The sequence below is a fragment of the Clostridium sp. FP1 genome, assembly GCF_011065975.2.
GTDB classification, from domain to species: Bacteria; Bacillota; Clostridia; order Clostridiales; family Clostridiaceae; genus Clostridium_AD; species Clostridium_AD tagluense.
On the sequence record NZ_JAAMNJ020000001.1, the window covers coordinates 4,346,241 to 4,365,334 of the forward strand.

General features: G+C 31.4%; 14 protein-coding genes and 1 riboswitch. Of the genes, 2 read left to right on the forward strand and 12 right to left on the reverse strand.

Annotated features, from left to right (window positions below; genetic code table 11):
• Positions 1–9 precede the first annotated feature (9 nt).
• The 3 genes from G9F70_RS20710 to speD form a co-directional block, all read right to left on the reverse strand.
• A complete protein-coding gene (locus G9F70_RS20710; RefSeq protein WP_164945563.1) occupies positions 10–1,164 on the reverse strand; it encodes a glucose-1-phosphate adenylyltransferase in 1,155 nt (384 codons plus the stop codon).
• A gap of 507 nt (positions 1,165–1,671) precedes the next feature.
• A complete protein-coding gene (gene murA, locus G9F70_RS20715; RefSeq protein WP_164945564.1) occupies positions 1,672–2,958 on the reverse strand; it encodes a UDP-N-acetylglucosamine 1-carboxyvinyltransferase in 1,287 nt (428 codons plus the stop codon).
• A gap of 289 nt (positions 2,959–3,247) precedes the next feature.
• Positions 3,248–4,066, reverse strand: coding sequence for an adenosylmethionine decarboxylase (gene speD, locus G9F70_RS20720; protein ID WP_164945565.1), 819 nt, complete (start codon positions 4,064–4,066; stop codon positions 3,248–3,250).
• 276 nt (positions 4,067–4,342) lie between these two features.
• Between speD and asd the strand changes: the two genes are divergently transcribed.
• Complete coding sequence (gene asd, locus G9F70_RS20725; protein WP_164945566.1) at positions 4,343–5,428, forward strand: aspartate-semialdehyde dehydrogenase; 1,086 nt, start codon at positions 4,343–4,345, stop codon at positions 5,426–5,428.
• Positions 5,429–5,621: 193 nt separating this feature from the next.
• Here the strand turns inward: asd and hemL are convergent, their stop codons facing one another.
• The 6 genes from hemL to G9F70_RS20755 all read right to left on the reverse strand — a co-directional run bounded on the left by hemL (position 5,622) and on the right by G9F70_RS20755 (position 13,508).
• Positions 5,622–6,896 carry a glutamate-1-semialdehyde 2,1-aminomutase gene (gene hemL, locus G9F70_RS20730; RefSeq protein WP_164945567.1) on the reverse strand — a complete coding sequence of 425 codons (1,275 nt, stop codon included), beginning with the start codon at positions 6,894–6,896 and terminating at the stop codon, positions 5,622–5,624.
• 136 nt (positions 6,897–7,032) lie between these two features.
• Positions 7,033–8,211, reverse strand: a complete 1,179-nt coding sequence (gene hemA, locus G9F70_RS20735; protein ID WP_164945568.1) for a glutamyl-tRNA reductase — start codon at positions 8,209–8,211, stop codon at positions 7,033–7,035.
• Positions 8,212–8,215: 4 nt separating this feature from the next.
• A complete protein-coding gene (gene cbiB / locus G9F70_RS20740; RefSeq protein WP_164945569.1) occupies positions 8,216–9,199 on the reverse strand; it encodes an adenosylcobinamide-phosphate synthase CbiB in 984 nt (327 codons plus the stop codon).
• Positions 9,200–9,368: 169 nt separating this feature from the next.
• Positions 9,369–10,913 (reverse strand): cobyric acid synthase, encoded by a 1,545-nt coding sequence (locus G9F70_RS20745; protein WP_164945570.1) that lies wholly within the window; start codon positions 10,911–10,913, stop codon positions 9,369–9,371.
• 122 nt (positions 10,914–11,035) lie between these two features.
• A riboswitch (cobalamin riboswitch) is annotated at positions 11,036–11,209 on the reverse strand.
• 220 nt (positions 11,210–11,429) lie between these two features.
• The gene (locus G9F70_RS20750) at positions 11,430–12,275 is read right to left on the reverse strand and encodes a TIGR03943 family putative permease subunit (protein ID WP_164945571.1); all 846 of its coding nucleotides are present in this window, start codon (positions 12,273–12,275) and stop codon (positions 11,430–11,432) included.
• 102 nt (positions 12,276–12,377) lie between these two features.
• Positions 12,378–13,508, reverse strand: coding sequence for a permease (locus tag G9F70_RS20755; protein ID WP_164945614.1), 1,131 nt, complete (start codon positions 13,506–13,508; stop codon positions 12,378–12,380).
• Between the two features lie 243 nt (positions 13,509–13,751).
• Here G9F70_RS20755 and G9F70_RS20760 point away from each other — a divergent pair, with 243 nt between their 5' ends.
• Positions 13,752–15,752: a methyl-accepting chemotaxis protein gene (locus G9F70_RS20760; protein ID WP_164945572.1), complete on the forward strand. Its 2,001-nt coding sequence runs from the start codon at positions 13,752–13,754 to the stop codon at positions 15,750–15,752.
• Positions 15,753–15,902: 150 nt separating this feature from the next.
• On the opposite strand, the gene trmB is transcribed toward G9F70_RS20760, so the two are convergent.
• The 3 genes from trmB to G9F70_RS20775 all read right to left on the reverse strand — a co-directional run bounded on the left by trmB (position 15,903) and on the right by G9F70_RS20775 (position 19,045).
• Positions 15,903–16,556: a tRNA (guanosine(46)-N7)-methyltransferase TrmB gene (gene trmB / locus G9F70_RS20765; protein ID WP_164945573.1), complete on the reverse strand. Its 654-nt coding sequence runs from the start codon at positions 16,554–16,556 to the stop codon at positions 15,903–15,905.
• 214 nt (positions 16,557–16,770) lie between these two features.
• Entirely contained in the window at positions 16,771–17,916 is a 1,146-nt protein-coding gene (locus tag G9F70_RS20770; protein WP_164945574.1) for an ABC transporter permease, read from the reverse strand.
• 1 nt (position 17,917) lies between these two features.
• Positions 17,918–19,045 carry a SagG family ABC transporter permease subunit gene (locus tag G9F70_RS20775; protein ID WP_164945575.1) on the reverse strand — a complete coding sequence of 376 codons (1,128 nt, stop codon included), beginning with the start codon at positions 19,043–19,045 and terminating at the stop codon, positions 17,918–17,920.
• Positions 19,046–19,094 lie beyond the last annotated feature (49 nt).

Consider the following 19,094-nt stretch of genomic DNA (forward strand, 5'->3'; position numbering starts at 1 on the left):
TCCCTCAATTTATAATTTAGTTAATATTTTCGGATCAACTTTAATGTCCTTTCCTTCTTCTATAACAATAATATCTTCACCATTGCCAATGTGTGAATTATGTCTTATGCAAACATTACTTCCGATAATTGCTTTATGAATAACCACATTATTTCCTATTTTAGTATTTGGCAGGATAACCGAATTGGTTATTTTTGTATTTTTACCTACATGTACTCCTTGGAAAAGCACACAATTGTTTACCTCTCCAAAAACAGTACAGCCCTCATTTACCATGGCATTACTTATCTTAGCTTCAGGTCCAATATATTGAGGTGGCAACTTAGCATTAACTGTATATATTCTCCATTTAGCGTCATGTATATTCAAATCATTGTCTTCAGACAGCAAATCCATATTAGCTTCCCAAAAGCTTTCAATAGTACCAACATCTCTCCAATATCCTTTGAAGGGATAGGCATATAGCTTCTGATTATTTTCTATCATTTTTGGTATTATATCCTTACCAAAGTCATTACTAGAACTTTTATCAAGGTTGTCCTCTTTTAAAAGTTGTTTAAGAGCAGACCAATTAAATATATAAACTCCCATAGATGCTAAATTACTTTTTGGATTTTCTGGCTTTTCCTCAAATTCATAAATAGTATTATCTTCCCGAGTGTTCATCATTCCAAATCTACTGGCCTCATCCTTTGATACTTTTAGTACTGCAATCGTAACATCTGCAGCTTTTTCTTTGTGATAATCTAGCATTTTGGAATAATTCATTTTATAAATATGATCTCCTGATAAAATAAGCACATATTCTGGATCATAACTATCAATGTAATTTGTATTTTGATATATAGCATCTGCTGTACCATTGTACCAATTGCCTCCATCTTCGCTTTGGTAAGGGGCAAGCATACTTACACCACCATTTCTTCTATCCAAATCCCATGGTGCTCCTATGCCTATGTGAGCGTTTAAAGCCAATGGTTGGTATTGAGTAAGAACTCCTACGGTGTCTATATTAGAATTAGAACAATTACTTAAAGAAAAATCAATGATTCTATATTTTCCTCCAAAGGGAACTGCTGGCTTTGCTATGACTTTTGTTAATTGTTTTAGTCTTGACCCTTGACCTCCTGCGAGTATCATAGCTATGATTTCTTTTTTTAACATGCTAGTTCTCCCCCTTTTTAAACTTATGTTAATAATTTAACATACAATAGTTTACAATAAATAAAATTTAAAACCATATCCGTAAAAAATAATGTTCTATATCTTTTAAATTTTTAATAATGAAAAGAAAACTTCTTTTTTATAATTTGTTAGAATATTTAAATAATATATTTGAAATTATACCATATTATTATTAAAAAACCATAAAAAAACATTAAAAAATTGGAAATTTTTATTTTTTTTAATGTTTATTTAATTTCACCATCTTTTATTTATAATATAAGTATTTTTTTTGAACTTATGTATTTTTTAGTTAAAATGCTTTGATAACTTAGCATTCTTCAATAAATTATAATTTGTAATAGGAACACATAATGGTGTATTATTGTATGCCATTTCTATTAAAAAAATAACCACTACATCTTAATTTAAAGATGTAGTGGTATCTAGGTTTAATAATATTTATAATTTTTGAATATTTATTTTTTTGCTTTTCTGCCACATTCCTTAGCAAATATCAAACTCTTTATTTTCTTCCAGATCAGTTCCAACTAATTTAATATTCGCACCTAGTGATAGGAAATCCTTAACAATATTCACATATCCACGTTCAATATGTTCCACCCCAGTAATATAGGTTGTACCTTCCGCAATTAATCCCGCTAAAATAAGAGATATTCCAGCTCTTACATCTGAAGCATTAACCCAGGCTCCTTTTAAAGACCTATTACCAGGAATTATTGCACTTCCTTCTTTTATAATAATATCTGCTCCCATGCGATTTAGCTCCTGGCAATGATTAAATCTTCCTGGATAAACCTTATCAACAATAACACTGTGACTGCTTGCTAATATCAGCAGGGCAGTTAGTGGCTGTTGCAGATCCGTTGCGAATCCGGGATACATAGTAGCCTTAACATTTACACCCTGAATCTTACCTTGTGTATATGCTCTTATAAAATCATTTCCTTCTTCTATACATACCCCTGCTTCTTCAAGCTTTGCTGTGCAGGATATCAAATGCTCAGGTATAATACCTGAAGCTTTAATATCCCCTCCTGTTATAGCTGCTGCCATTAGATAAGACCCAGCAATTAATCTATCCGGAATAGCGCAGTGGGTACCTCCACCTAGTGATCTTACACCTTCAATAGTAATTATGTCTGTTCCAGCACCCTTAACAAAAGCGCCCATTTCATTTAAAAATATAGCCACATCAACAACTTCCGGGTCCTTAGCTGCATTTCGTAATATTGTTTTGCCCTGCGCAAGTACAGCTGCAAGCATTATATTTATAGTTGCCCCGCTTGAAATTACATCTAAATATATATCTGCTCCAATAAGTTTATTTGCCTGGACCACATAATAATCCTTATAGAAATTAAACTTTGCGCCCAATGCTTCAAACCCTTTGATATGTTGATCAATAGGTCTTGACCCAAAATCATCGCCTCCTGGGTATCCTATAGAAACTCTTTTAAATTTTGCTAGCAATGCTCCGGCAAAATAATAAGAAGCTCTAAAGTCAGCAGATTTATTATGGTCTATAAGTGCACTATTAATATTAGATGGATCTAGTATTAACTTATCTTCTTTAATTATTATCTTCATCCCAATATCCTTAGCAATATCACATACTAAGCTAACATCAGAAATATTAGGTATGTTTTTTAATATAACCACTTCATCACATAAACAGCACGCAGCAAGTAATGGCAGCGAGCTGTTTTTTGATCCCGGTATAGTAATACTACCTTTTAAAGGATTACCCCTTGTGATTTCTAACCAACGCATGTACAACTCCTACCTTTTTTTGTTTTTTTGCTTTTATTATACCATATTTGTTCCTATTTTGTTCATATTTATCATTTATAACCCTTTATATTACATTATATTTAGAATAAACAAAAGATTTTTTTACATTTTTGAGTAAATTCCTTAGTTTGCATAATTAGAGGCTTTATCCTCTACACAATACCCCTACAAATAATATCTATAGAATTAAAAAAAATAAAACTTCAATGGGAGTATTAATCTCCTTTTGAAGTCTTTAATTAAAGCGATTTAGTAGGTTTTAAAGAAGTTACCCATTAGAAATGTCCATACCATAAAATATTTCCACCATTTCTTTTTTTAATTTCTTTATAATATCACATTTTTCTTCATTATTTAAATCTTTTTCTGTAATCTCAAACAAATAATTATCAAGCTCAAAATCATTTAATATCATTTTTGTATGAAATATATTAGATTGATATATATTCATGTCAATTAAATTGTATCTATTTATAGTTTCACTTGCTATATAATTTTGTATAGAATTAATTTCATGATCTATAAAATGCTTTTTACCATCCATATCTCTAGTAAAGCCACGAACCCTATAATCAATAGTAATAATATCAGAATCAAAGCTACCTATTAAATAGTTTAGAGCTTTTAATGGGGATATAGTTCCACATGTTGCTACATCTATGTCCACTCTAAAGGTGCTTATATTATTTTGAGGATGACTTTCAGGATAAGTATGTACCGTCACATGACTTTTATCTAAATGACCCACAATGTTCTCACGAATTGGAGTTAAATTTCCTCTATTACAAGAAGGATCAACCATATATAGTGGAATTTCTTCCTCTGAAATAAGTAGTGTTACACTTGCTCCCTGAGGGTCATAATCTTGCTTCGCAATGTTTAGTACGCTAGCACCTATTATGTTAGTAACATCAGTAAGAATTTTTGTTAGTCTCTCAGCATTATAGTGTTCATCAATATACTCTATATATTTCTTGCGGTCTTCTTCCGTCCTCGTATAGCAAATATCATAAATATTAAAACTTAATGATTTTGTTAAATTATTAAACCCATATAGCTTTATCTTATTTTTATCATTTTTAACCAACTTTATTCCCCATTTCTCTTAGACATCTTCTAAAAAAATTATATAACTTATAGCTTCTTTGTCAAGACATAAATTTATGTACATATCTATTCTATATAATTTTTTACTTGAAGTATATACTTTTTAACATTATAATCATTAATAATAGTAAACTGTATATAATTTTATATATTTATTATTATTATTAACTTTGTAACGTGGATTTGAATATATATAAGTATAGCATTTATATGTTATCACAAATGTACATCATTAAAATATGGAGGTATCAATACAATGGATAAAAAATTAAAAGTTGGTTTGCTAGGTGGAACTGGATTTGTTGGTCAACGTCTTGTTACGCTGCTAGCAGATCACCCTTACTTTGAAATAGCTGTTATTGCTGCTAGTGAGAACTCTGTGGGTAAGACTTATTTTGAAGCTGTAAATAATAGATGGAAATTAGATATGCCAATGCCAGACAGTGTTAAAAATATAGTAATAAAAAATATAGATCAAGTAGATTTAATAAGCAGTGAAGTAGATTTTGTATTCTGCGCTGTCAATATGCCTGCCAACGAAATTAGACAAATTGAAGAGAAATATGCAAAAGCTGAAACTCCTGTAATTTCAAATAACTCTGCAAATAGACATACTAGCGATGTTCCAATGGTTATTCCAGAAATAAATGCTGACCATTTTGAATTAATTCAGGTTCAACGCAGGCGTCTAGGAACTAAAAGAGGCTTTATTGTTGCTAAACCTAATTGCTCAATTCAAAGTTATGTTCCTGCTATAAGTGCACTTATGCAATATAAACCTAAAAAAATATTAGTTTGTACCTATCAAGCTATATCTGGCTCTGGAAAAATATTTTCAGACTGGCCAGAAATTAGTGATAATGTAATACCCTATATAGGTGGAGAAGAAGAAAAGAGTGAGCAAGAGCCTCTAAAAATTTGGGGCCATATAGAAAATGATATGGTAGTTAATGCTGTGGATCCTATTATTTCAACTCAATGCATACGTGTTCCTGTGTCAGATGGCCACTTAGCTGCAGTCTTTGTTTCCTTTGAAGATAAACCATCTATAGAAACTATTTTGCAGCATTGGGCAAGTTTCCAGGGAAAACCTCAACTTTTAAAACTCCCAAATGCCCCTAAACAATTTTTAACCTACTTTGAGGAAAATGATAGACCACAAACTAGGCTAGATAGAAATATTGAAAAAGGCATGGGCATATCAATTGGAAGACTACGAGAAGATAGTTTGTTTGACTACAAATTTGTTTGCCTATCACATAATACTCTACGTGGTGCAGCCGGTGGTGCAGTTCTTACAGCTGAACTTTTAATGGCTGAAGGGTATTTGACTTCAAAATAAAAACAAAAGTATAAATATAACCCCCTATTATTTCAAGATAATTTTCAACTTGAAATAATAGGGGTTTTTCAATTTAAATGTGGGGACAGTTAACAACTAATTCACTTTAAGAATTAAGTAAGGGACAGTTAACAACTATTTAGTTGTTAACTGTCCCTCACTGTTTAATTGTTAAATAGTTGTTAACCGTCCCCTAGTATTTAAAACTCTTAAATACCTCTAAGAATCTCTCAATATCCTCCTCCGTATGTTTCACACATAAAAATGTTGCCTCAAATTGAGAAGGTGCAACATTTATTCCATTTGTTATCATATGCTCAAAGTATCTTGAAAATATCTTAGCGTCACAAGTTTTAGCATCTTCAAAATTTTTAACTTCTTTCTTTTTCGTAAAGAAAGGTGTAATCATGGAACCACATCTATTAACTACCATTGGTATGCCGTTTTCTTTTGCAATTTCTAGTAGTCCCTTTTCAAGTTTTTTACACAGCTTCTCCATGTGTTCATAAAGACTTGGGTTATTATAAAGCTTAGTTAATGTTGCGTATCCAGCTGCCATTACCACAGGATTTCCTGACATAGTACCAGCTTGATAAACTGGTCCCATAGGTGATAATTTCTCCATTATCTCTTTTTTACCACCATAAGCACCACAAGGAAGTCCCCCTCCCATGATTTTTGCATAAGTTATTAAATCGGGAGTTATTCCATAAATGCTTTGCGCACCTTTATATGCTACTCTAAATCCACTCATTACTTCATCAAAAACAAGTAGGCTCTTGTATTTATCACATAAACTTCTGATTTCTAACAAAAATTCTTTTTCAGCAGGGATAACTCCCATATTTCCTGCCACTGGCTCAATTATTATGCAGGCAATATCATCCCCGTACTTCTCGAATATTTGTTTTACGCTATCTATATCATTGTAATTTGCTATTAATGTATTTATGATGCTTTCTTTTGGAACACCTGCAGATCCAGGTATGCCAGCTGTAATTACTCCTGAACCTGCCTGAACTAGAAATCCTTCAGCATGCCCATGATAACAACCTGCAAATTTTATTATTTTATCCTTTCCTGTGTACCCTCTTGCAAGTTTAACTGCACTCATTGTAGCTTCTGTACCTGAGTTAACCATTCTTACCATATCTACATTATCTACGGTGCTGCAAATATGCCTTGCAAGTTTTAGTTCTAATTCTGTAGGCGCACCAAAGGCTATAGCATCCGCACAGGTATCTTGTATTGCTTTTACTACCTCTTTATCACTATGTCCAAGTATCATAGGTCCCCAGGCACATACGAAATCTATGTATTTGTTTCCCTCTTCATCATAAATGTATGCACCCATACCTTTTTTAATAATTGGAGGATTTACAGTTAAATCTTTAAAAGCTCTAACTGGACTATTAACTCCACCAGGCATGTATTGTTTTGATTCATTAAATATGTCTAAATTCTTCATATTAGTTTCCTCTTTTCTTAATATTAATTTTTGATGTTTTTATACTACAGTAGAAAAATGACTACAATTGTGTAGTTAAAATTCTACTAAAATATTAATTTTATTGGCTAGCAAAGTAATCAAGATCAATTTAAAGCTAAAAAATCCTGCTTATTATGTCCACACATTCTTTAGCCCTTCCCTTCAAATGTTCCTCCTTTAAGACATCTATAGCTCTATTTATATAGGCATTTGAAGTACTCTTCAAAAGTATCTCTGCTAATTTCTCATTATCTTTAGTCTCTTTCTTGTGCTTAAAAGTGTCTAACCTTTCTTTGTAGATATCTTCACCATTGTGTTTTATCCTTTTTATAAAGGATGATAGCTCTTTCATGGTTTTCCATTCTATATAATCTTTTATAGCTTTATCCACAATGTATCTGTTATTCTTCATTGATGCTTCTCTTTTTTTGTAGTTATCATCATGGATGTCTTTTAACATATCTATGTCATATACTTCATATAAAGGATTTCCACTTACTATTTCTTCAATATCCCTTGGCACAGCTAAATCAAATAATAATAAGCGCTTATTAGGTAACTCCTTTAAGTGGACCACAGTATGAGGAGCCGATGTACAAGATATAACACAATCCACCTCTTCATAATACTTATGTATATCCTTAAAAGGTATTATTTTTACTCTTGGATCTTCTATATTAACCTTTTGAAGATCTCTAACTGCAATATATAGTAAATCTATTTTCCCCTCTAGTATATATTTTGAGGTTAATTCCCCTACAGCTCCACAGCCTAAAACCATAAAGTTTTTAAGGCCCCTACCTATAGCCTTTTTAACTACCATAGAAGACGAGGAAACTGGTATATCACTTATTTTAGATTTAGTTCTAAATTCCTTGCCACAGGCAATAGCATTTTCAAAAAGCCTTTGAAGTTCCTTTTTAGTTGTTTTAGAACCTTTTGCAGCTTCATAAGCGTCCCTAACTTGTCCTAAAATTTGGTCCTCTCCAAGTAATAATGAATCAAATCCACAAACCACTTCCATTAAGTGCTTAATAGCTTTTTCTTCCTTATAACTTTCTACACACTTTATTAAAGTCTTATCCCAATTTAATGCTTCAAAAACTCTACCTATAATATCTTCATCCTTAGATTCAAAATATATCTCTGTTCTGTTGCAAGTACTTAAAATAACTGCCTCTTCACAAATATTTAAAAGGGCTTCTAAATATTTTGCTTGACGCTTTGGTATAATTGAAAGTTTTTCTCTGATTTCTATTTTCACATCATGCTTTAGTCCTATTAGTTGTATCATTTTATCATCTCCAAAAACACATCACTATTACTAATATTGCGTATAATACGTATAGTATTATTAAATAAAACATTGCCCCATACATTAATTTTATTGTATCTACTATATGCTCTTTTCCTAACTCTTTTATTTTATTTCCTATGGTTGGTTTGTACATTTTCTCTCCAAAATATATATTTGTCCCACCTAGCTGAACTCTCATAGCCCCAGCTGCTGCACCTTCTGGATAAGCACAATTAGGGCTTTTATGATTTTTTCTATCTCTTATCATTACTTTTATACTGGCAGCGATATTCCCTCCAACCAGTGGTGCTGCTAAACAAATTAAAAGTCCCGTTATTCTTGCTGGTACAAAATTAAATACATCATCTGTTTTTGCTGGAAAGAATCCAATATATTTATATTTCTCATTCATATATCCAAGCATTGAATCCATAGTATTTACGCCCTTATACATCATAGCTAAGGGCGCTCCACCTAGTATTGCATAAAGAATAGGGGCTATAACACCATCTGCTGTATTTTCTGCAATAGTCTCCACATCTGCCCTTATTATTTCATACTCACTAAGGGTTTTTGTATCCCTACCTACAATGTAAGATAATTTAACTCTTGCGTCTTCAATATCATTTTTAGCTAAGGAGTCATATACCTTCTTCCCCTCTTTATGAAGTCCTCTAGTAGCTATTGTTGTCCAAAGCAATATTATATTAAAAATATGGTATAGCCAAAAAACCTCACTAGAAACCTTCAAAATTATAAAGGGTACTAAATAACTTGAAAAAGCTACTACGACTACAATGGCCCCTCCAAAAACTTTAATTTGCTTATTGGTTTTACATAGCTTTCTAGCCAGCTTATCTAATGCAGATATAAGTTTTCCTATATAAATCACCGGATGTGGAAACCAATATGGATCTCCAATTAATAAGTCTAGAACAACCGCTAATATTAAATCTACTACATTCATGGCAAATAGAATTTCCATATTAATTCCTCACTATCTTATAATGTTTTAATTTTTTATAAAGTTGTTAACTGTCTTCAACTTGTTACCTGTCCCCAACTTTTTAGATTAAATTAGTTCAATTAATTGTTAACTGTCCCCCACTTTTTAGTTCAATTAATTGTTAACTGTCCCTCACTTTTTAGTTTAATTAGTTGTTAACCGTCCCCAGCTTTTTTAGTCCCATGATTTTATAGATTGAGTCCATGTCTATACTATCTCTCACTATATCTGCTAGCTTGTCTATTTCTTTTTCTCTTAAACTTTCATATACCTTAGATTTTTTAGTCTCCATAGCTTTTTTTACTCTTAGCGCATTTACTATATATTCTCTAAATTCTACTCCATCGAAAATTCCATGAATATATGTACCCATAATATTTCCACCTTCATTAATTGCTCCGTCAAAGGAAGACGAGTGCTCACCTTCTAATGAAGGGCTCTCACTATTCTTTTCATATATTTCAAAGAGTGGTTTTGCCTTATGCCCATACTTACAAATCCCCATATGTATTTCATAACCATAGACTTGAATATTATCACTATTCACTACGTTAATAGCTCTCATATTAATGCTGCGCGCCTTTACTCTTGTAGTTATTTTTTCTTCCTCGAATACTGTATCTATGTCTAAAAGCTTCATACCCTCTATTTTTTCTAAATTTGTTTCTACGCAATAAGGATCATTTAAGCTATTTCCTAGCATTTGATACCCTCCACAAATACCTAATACCTTACCTTCTACGCTATATTTCACAATAGCCTCTGCAAGTCCTGACTTTCTTAGCGTAATTAAATCCTCAATAGTATTTTTAGTTCCTGGTATTATAAGTAAGTCTGGATTTCCCAATTCTTCTTTAGTTGTAACAAATCTAACTGATACATCCTCTTCAGTCTTTAATGCATCTAAGTCTGTGAAATTTGATATATGTGGCAGCCATATCACGGCAACATCAATAGGTGCAGTGATTTTTTTGTTAAATTCTACTGTACCATCTTCATCTTCTAAATCCAGTCTAAAGTAAGGAACTACTCCGGCGCAAGGGATATGTATAATATCCTCTAGCATTGTCAGACCTGGCTTTAGGATTTCTATATCCCCTCTAAATTTATTTATAATAGTGGCTTTAACTCTTTTTTTCTCTTCCTCATTCAGTAAAAGCATTGTTCCTGCTAGAGAAGCAAATACTCCACCCTTATCTATATCTCCAGCTAGGATTACAGGGGCATCTATAAGCTCTGCCATTCCCATATTTACTATATCTCTATCTCTTAAATTAATTTCTGCTGGGCTTCCTGCGCCTTCCATTACTATAATATCAAATTTCTTTTCTAACTCTTCAAACTGCATCTTTAACATATCTTTAAATTCCACTTTCATATTATGATATTCCATAGCTGTACTATTTCCAAAAACCTTCCCATTAACTATAACTTGGCACTTTTTATCTGAGGAAGGTTTTAATAAAATTGGATTCATAAATACCTCTGGCTCAAGTCCAGCTGCATAGGCTTGAAGTACTTGTGCACGCCCCATTTCTTTTCCATCCAATGTAATATAAGAATTCAATGACATATTCTGTGACTTAAAAGGACACACAGAAAACCCATCTTGTTTAAAAATCCTGCAAAGTGCTGTTACTAATATGCTTTTCCCTACAGATGAAGCCGTTCCTTGAACCATTATTTTAGCCATTACTATCCCTCCTTGTATGTTTTTTTTATGCAAAATAAAAAACAGCAAGCTTTCGCACCTGCTGTTATGTACAAAATTTCATTGCACTAACTTAATTTCTACAAGTTCTTTCCCGCCGAAAGTTTAATATTACTGATTTAGGCAGGTCTCCTGGCTCTTGATTCACTCTCCCCTTTCCCTTGCCCTTTCGGGTGGTTATAAAAGGTTCGTCCTCAATTACAGTAGCGGGGGCTGCTGTGGATTTAAACCACATTCCCTTTTCACCCTATTAAATAATCTACTAACGTAGCTTTGTCTACTAATGTAGCTTAATCTACTAACGTAGCTTAATTAATAAAAGGCACCTAAAAAATATCTATTCACTTTTTTAAAAAAATCCTATAATAAAATTAAATTTATTAAAAATCACAATATTTAATGTATTTCTACATTGTTAAGTTTATAGCATTACATGAGTTATGTCAATAACTAAGAATTCCATATGCCTTTAACATGTTTCTTAAATTTTGGAATTAACTAATTATATATATACTCATTATTGTGCTTATCTATTTTTTCTATTTTATTCACTTTAATTATTGGAATCACAGTAATTTGTCCACTTTTTGAATCCACATATTCTCGCTCCCCAAGTGTTCCCTCTACATTTACCCAAGTGCCTTCTGTGAATGATTTTTCCTCGGAATAACCACACAAAATTCCCAGGAGCTGTGCATCTGCAGCGCAGCAACTTACAATGATTCTAGATAATATAAATTCCCCTTCATTAAGTCCCTTTTGTTTATATATGAATCCTTTGGTATTAATGACTCTACCAACATAATTGTGCGGCTTTCCATATATATCTTCATAAATTTTTATAAAATTTTCTTTAGTAATATCTATAGTTCCACCTTTTACTGCTACCATATTTTCTAAAGACTTATTTGATGAAACGTTAGCGCCGTCAATAGAATTAATGTGTTCTTCATTATGCTCACATACCTCTGTTCCATCCGCTAGAACTTTATGTTTATGCTTTAAGTTACTAATTTTCAACTGTGAGTTTAATGAAAACCCCTTATTCATGGCGCTGTAAGTACTCATACCCACCGGTTTTAATAGAAATCCTAAAGTAAGCGGGATTAAAAACATGATATATCCAATTTTTAACCTTTTATCCTTTTTAAATGCATAAATATTTTTTCCTTGAAAAATAAGTAAAGTAATAAAAAAGTATAATGCAAATTTTACGTATTTAACCATTTTGGGATGTACAAATAAAGTTATTTTATTTGTACTTATTATCATATAAAAATAACAAGTGAAGCCTGTGAGTATAAGAAACCATATCAATTCATTTAAATTTAACTTCTTTTTCAACCCTTTCCTCCTTATATAACCCTGTGATTAGATAATAGTTATTAATTAATATATCCCTTGTAGGTAGATACTTATTATAGTTTTATCCATATAAAGAATTATCTATAAAGTTAAAGCATTGCTTAACACCTCAAGAGGAAATATGTTTGCTATAACAGCTAAAATAAAGCAAATAGTAATTATAAGAAAAATCAGTTTAGCTACAAAATTTAATTTGAAACTCCCACAAAGCATAATTGTATTTTTTATATCTAACATAGGCCCTAAAATTAAAAATCCTAAAATTGAACCTGAGGTAAATTGACCTAAAAAACCTCTAGCTATAAATGCATCTGTTTCTGAACAAACTGATAATACAAAAGCCAGTATCATCATCACTATTATGGAGGACAACACTCCACCACCTATTGATAAAATATATGTTTTAGGTATAAACACTTGCATACATGTAGATAAAAAAACTCCCATTATAAAGAATCTACCTATGTCATATAGCTCTGCACTTGTATGTGATATTATTTCCTCCATATTACGTATAAACACATTGCCTGCTTTACTATGATTATGACTATACCCACAAGAACAGTTATCATGATTATGTTTAAGGTTTTTCAGTTTATGATGTGCACAACCGCAATCAGCCTTATGTGATTTGCCTCTAGGCTTTTTTACTACTTGTGGCTTAAAAGGACTATCTTTATGAAGTACCCCTATAAGAACACCTATTGTTATAGCACCAATCATACCAAACATAGCCCTTGCTATTACCATATATGACATTCCCATAAAAGCATAATGTGTTGACAATAAAACCACGGGATTCATTATGGGAACTGATAACATAAATGTAACTGCAATACTTAGTGGAACACCCTTTTTAAGTAGTCTCCTAGTTATAGGAACAATAGCACACTCACATACTGGAAAAACAAGTCCCACTAGGGATGCAATTAAAACTCCTACAAATTTATTTTTAGGAATTATTTTAGCAATTGCTTCCTCTGATACAAATATTTGAATTATAGAAGAAGCTAATGCTCCAATTAGTATAAATGGTATACCTTCAAAAATTATACTAAGGAAAATTGTAGAAAAATCATTAATAACCCTGGAATCAAATTTAATAACTGTGGTACTCTGTGCAAAATATATGCCCAATAGTAAGACTATGATGATAATTAAAATTTTTATTAGGTTAATCTCACTATCATAAACTCTTTTATTTCCCTGAATCAACTTCCCAACCCCTTGCTATTAATATTTATACATTCTGAACTATTATATTATCTTGTAATGCTTACTATGCTACTTATAGAATTGTACTTGTTGATTTTTTAATTATATTTAGATTGTTTTGTTTTTGTTTTTATTTACATTAAATCAAATTTTTGTTGTAAATGTTTTAAATTATATTGATTTCAGTGGACAAATAACCTATTATGTTATGTGTTGGATAAATTTAAAAAGAGAGATTATATGAAATTTAAAAGTTTTACAATGAACAGCATTCGTACTAAATTAATTATTAGTTTGGTAGGAATTTGCGTAATTCCATTAATAATAACAGGTTTTGGCTCTTACAATCAGTCAAAGTCAATTCTCAGTAAAAAATTAACAGTCACAAGTAGCCAAACGCTTACAGAAATAAACAATGGATTAGTTGATTACTTTAATGGATTTTCTAATATGGTTTTAATGGCATCAAGTAATTATGATTTTGTGAATGTTGATACAGGTAATAATGCTAAATATATACCTGATATATTAAAAGGCGTAAAAGAAAGCAACAAAGATATACTTTGCATGTATTATGGAACTGCCTCTGGCAAGTTTGATACATATCCTAATGATAAAATGCCTAAGGGATATGATGCGACCACAAGACCTTGGTATAAACAAGCTTTAGATCATAAAGGTCAAATTGTAATAACTCCTGCGTATAAAGATAATGGAACTGGAAACACTGTTGTTACACTTGCAGGAACAGTAGAAAAAAATGGACAAGTAGTTGGCGTTGTGGCAATAGATTTAACATTAGCTACACTTGCACAGCGAATATCTACTAAGAAAGTAGGTAGTACAGGATATGTGTTTATTTCGGATGTATCAGGCAACATTTTAGCTCACCCACAAAAGGAGCTTATTAACACAAATGCAGCCTCCAAGTTGTCCTTTTGGAATAAAGCAAAATCAGAAAATAGTGGTTTTGTTAATTATAAAGATAATGGTACTAAAAAATTTGGAGTCTATCAAGCAAATGCATTAACAGGTTGGAAGCTCGTAGCTACTTTAGATGAAAGCGAACTATCCAGTGATACAAAATCTATTTTACAAACAACCTTTTTAATGATATTGGTAATGGGAATAATTTCAGTATTTATGTCATTATTATTAAGCAAGGGGATATCTAATAATATCCTGAAATTAAAAGAAGTATTTGCTAAGGCATCAAATGGAGACTTAACGGTGTCTATTAACGCTTCAACAAAAGATGAATTTAACGATTTAGCTATATCCTTTAATTTAATGATAAAAAACATATCAGATCTTATGCATAGTGTTACAAACTCTTCTAAGACGGTACTCCTAACATCAACAAGTCTTACCAATATGTCAGAGGGGGTAACCGCTTCTATAAGTGAAGTAGCAAGTGCAATAGAAGAAGTTTCCGTAGGTGCAACGCATCAAGCTCAAAATGCTCAAAACGGTGCTTCTCAAATAGATGACCTATCAAACAGAATAGATAAAATTAGTGTTAGCTCTAATGAAATGGACAAAATTTCAAGCAATACTAAAGATTTAGGCTCAAAGGGCCTATTAATGGTAAATACCTTAATTGAGAAATCAAATAAGACTAAGATAGCTACTTCAGAGGTTAACAATATAATGCAAGATATGAATGAAAGCACTAAGCAAATAAATGCAATCTCTGAAACAATAGCCAATATAACAGCTCAAACTAATCTTTTATCATTAAATGCAAGTATTGAATCTGCACGTGCAGGTGAAGCCGGCAGAGGATTTGCTGTAGTTGCAGACGAGATAAGAAAACTTGCTGACCAGTCAAAAAGTTCAACTGAAGAAATAAAGGCAATTATAGCAAGCATACAGAAAAAGTCAGATATAGCGGTAAATGCTATTAAATCCACTGAAACTGTAGTAAATGAGCAAGACTTAGCGGTAGTTAAAACTCAAGAGATATTTAGTGAAATTCTAAAATCAATTGAAGTAATGATTACTAAAGTTGATGAAGTAAAAATATCTATTATTGATATAAATGAGAAAAAACAATCTACAGTATTAGAAATCGAAAATATTTCTGCAATATCAGAACAAACAGCCGCCTCTTCAGAACAAGTTACAGCTTCTACAGAAGAAATAACAGCCACTATGGAAGAGTTTACAAAGCATTCAAGTGAGCTACAAATGTTAGCCGAGCAGTTAGGGGCTGAAATAAATAAATTTAAAATTAATTAATCATCCTCCCTTTCCCTTAAATAAATTCATTAGAATTTCGAGATTTATTACTGAATGTACACTAAAAGAAAAATTGTCCACAGTAGAACCAAATTTTATGGCTCTACTGTGGACAATTATGCTTCTAACTGTGTTTATATTATTATTTATCTATATTAGTTTAGCCCTCAAAAACATAGCTTTCATACCCAGGCTCGCAAATTTAGCTTCATACTCTGTAACTACATTTTCTTTAAAATCACTATTGTGCAAGTCATAGGTTGAAAATAATATTTCAAATCCACATTCTTTGAAATACTCTACTGAGTCTTCAAATAACTCTGTGTCATCTGTTTTAAACCAAACTTCAGATCCTGTCTTTAAGAATTTCTTATAATTTGTTAAACATTTAGTGTGAGTTAATCTTCTTTTGTTATGTCTTTCCTTTGGCCAAGGATTACAGAAATTTATATAAATTCTACTTATCTCATCCTTTGCAAAAACATCATCAATAAGCATTATATTTAGAGGCATAAGTCTTACATTTAGTTCTTCTGCACCTTTAACTTCTCTTACCTCTATTACTTTTCTAAGGGCAAATACTAGCACTTCATCTTTTAAATCTATACCTACAAAATTAATATTAGGATTTTGCTTAGATCTTTCTGATATAAAGCCACCTTTACCACAGCCTAGTTCTAAATGTATTTCATTAGTATTTTTAAATTCGTCATTCCATTTTCCTTTATGAACATAATGGTCTGTTACTACAATATGGCTAGACTCTAGCTCTGGCCTAGCCCAATATTTTTTTCTTAGGCGCATATACTTTTCTCCTTTTATTTATATATTAAAAAATTACTACATAATTTTTCTCAAATTCACTTTATTATTATATCACAGGAATTGAGCTAAACAAAACTTATAGTTTTAAAGATACATTAGTTATTACCTGTCCCCGCCTTAAATGTCAATTAATTGTTACCTGTCCCCAACCTTTCAACATTTAAACATCAATTAATTGTTACCTGTCCCCGTCTTAAATGAATCTTTCTACATTTCTATCCTTTTTCATTTTGTAAACTGAAATTAAAAAGAATGTAACTGCGAAAGCTAATAATATTGTTATATTGCCTAATATATCTTTGAACTGACCTCCTGTTTGAATCTTTCTTATAGCCCCTAGCGCCCAACTTTGTGGAATAAAATCTGATAGTCTTTGCATAAATGGCGGCATTAACGAAACTGGCCAAAAACAACCTCCTAGCATACAAGTAGGCGTAACAATTAAGGTAGAGAGGCTATTTGCTGATGCACTAGAATTAGAGCATACCACTATTAAAAGCCCCATTGCTACAGCTACTGTGCCAAAGCTCATTAATATAATTAACAACTGCATAGCTGGTATATGAGTGTTATATTTTAAAACTTTAGTAGCTAAAGTCATAACTATGGTAATTTGAATAAACACAATAAATAGATTTACTATTACATTGGAAATCATATACTGTTTTGAACTTACAGGCGAAGCACATATCCTCTGGAAGGTGCCATCTCTTTTTTCTTTTAAAATCAATCTTGAAGTTGTAGTTGCTCCCATTAACATTACCATAATAAATAATCCCATTGTGTTTTGAGTTGCATTTGTTCCCTTTGCATTATCTGTTACAAATTTACTTTGAAATTTTAATTCTCCATTTGAATAGCCTTTATATATTTTATTAAAAATTTCTTCTTTTCCATTTGAGGCTTTTGCTATGCTCATTAAATTTTTCATATACATGTCTATATAATTTTCGATCCACGCAGTAGTATCTTCACCTTTTATAGATATTATTTGGATATTTTCAGTATTTTCGTTTAATATTTTCTCTTTCATATTTTCAGGGATTATTAATGCAAATTGCACATCTCCATTGGATACTTTGTCTTCTAAATTTTCTTCGTTTATTGGTACTATTTTAAATTTCTCAGTAGAATCTAAATATTTAAGCATATCCGAAGCTATTTCTGTTTTATCTTTATTAATAACTCCCACTGATACTTTAGACCCAGAAGAAGGACCTTGCAAACTCATAAAAATCATAACAAGTACTATAGGTAATATGATATATACTATTACATTAGATTTTTCCTTGAATATTAGCTTAAACATATTTTGCGCTATTAAAAAAATATTTCTCATATTATGCCCTCTCCTTTCTAAATATCAAGGTAGCTATAGTTAAAAATACTGTAGCCGCTATCAAATTAATAGCAATGGTAGTAAACACATCACTAAAATTTCCACTATATATTACTTTGAAAGCAGTGTCATTTGCCCATTTTACTGGAGAAAACTTAGCTATATTGAATAGAAGTTCACTGTTAAATTGTTCTAATGGAACATATCCTCCCCCAAGAAAAACCATGACAGGTATTAAAATATTTAATACTCCTGTCATTGTAGCTTCAGTTTTAAAGATAAAGGCGGCTCCTATTCCAAGGGAAGTTGCCATAAAAGCTTCCGATGCCATTATTAAAAATACTATTCCTGGACTATTTCCCCAGTCTACATTTAAAACATTTCTACTGAAAATTATCACTATTAATAATTGAAATATTAAACTTACAAAAGATCCAATATTCTTTCCTATAAAATATTCATACTTTTTTATAGGGGAAGTTAATATTCTATTCCCTGTCTTCCTTGTTTTTTCTCCGTAAATGGCAAAAGCCCCTGAAAAACAACCATACATTATAATTAAGGTTGTCATGGTTATTCCATAATAGTCAATTGCTCTTGGCTGCTTTTTTCTATCAATGGATTTTACCTCTACGTATTTTTTAGAATCTTCTTTTAAAACTTCTTTTACGGAAGCTGGATTAACCTTTGCTATTTCAGCTACAACATTATATTTTTGTACAAATGCTTGAAAAACTACTTCTACAAATGCGGCTTCTGAATTATATCTTTCATTCTTAAAAAGATTTATTTTGTTTTCCTTTTCATTAAAATCTATATAGCAAGCATACTCTGTTTGTTTAACACTATTAATTCCACTATCATACTCTTGTATCCTCGCGGCTGTTATTCCAAATTTTTCTATTTTTTTTATAAACCCTTCAAAAGCCTGCACCCTCTGCCCTTGACCCTCAATAGAATAAGCTACCTTTGCATCATCAAACATTGATGAATTTCCGCCCATAACACCCGAGAAAGCTGTTCCTAAAATCCACATAAGAACTATAGGAAGTGCTATCATTATAACCATTATTTGCTTATTTCTTAAGTTATGCTTGATTTCCTTTACTACTATATTAAAAATTCTCATTTTCTCCCTCCTCCTATTCCTTATGAGTACATAAATGTTATTAATAGTT

Excerpts from the sequence above, each read along its gene's own strand:
- asd (WP_164945566.1), top strand. The coding sequence starts at position 4,343 with ATGGATAAAAAATTAAAAGTTGGTTTGCTAGGTGGAACTGGATTTGTT.
- G9F70_RS20775 (WP_164945575.1), bottom strand. The coding sequence starts at position 19,045 with ATGAGAATTTTTAATATAGTAGTAAAGGAAATCAAGCATAACTTAAGA.
- hemL (WP_164945567.1), bottom strand. The coding sequence starts at position 6,896 with ATGAAGAATTTAGACATATTTAATGAATCAAAACAATACATGCCTGGT.
- G9F70_RS20770 (WP_164945574.1), bottom strand. The coding sequence starts at position 17,916 with ATGAGAAATATTTTTTTAATAGCGCAAAATATGTTTAAGCTAATATTC.
- cbiB (WP_164945569.1), bottom strand. The coding sequence starts at position 9,199 with ATGGAAATTCTATTTGCCATGAATGTAGTAGATTTAATATTAGCGGTT.
- trmB (WP_164945573.1), bottom strand. The coding sequence starts at position 16,556 with ATGCGCCTAAGAAAAAAATATTGGGCTAGGCCAGAGCTAGAGTCTAGC.
- G9F70_RS20760 (WP_164945572.1), top strand. The coding sequence starts at position 13,752 with ATGAAATTTAAAAGTTTTACAATGAACAGCATTCGTACTAAATTAATT.
- hemA (WP_164945568.1), bottom strand. The coding sequence starts at position 8,211 with ATGATACAACTAATAGGACTAAAGCATGATGTGAAAATAGAAATCAGA.
- G9F70_RS20745 (WP_164945570.1), bottom strand. The coding sequence starts at position 10,913 with ATGGCTAAAATAATGGTTCAAGGAACGGCTTCATCTGTAGGGAAAAGC.
- murA (WP_164945564.1), bottom strand. The coding sequence starts at position 2,958 with ATGCGTTGGTTAGAAATCACAAGGGGTAATCCTTTAAAAGGTAGTATT.
- G9F70_RS20710 (WP_164945563.1), bottom strand. The coding sequence starts at position 1,164 with ATGTTAAAAAAAGAAATCATAGCTATGATACTCGCAGGAGGTCAAGGG.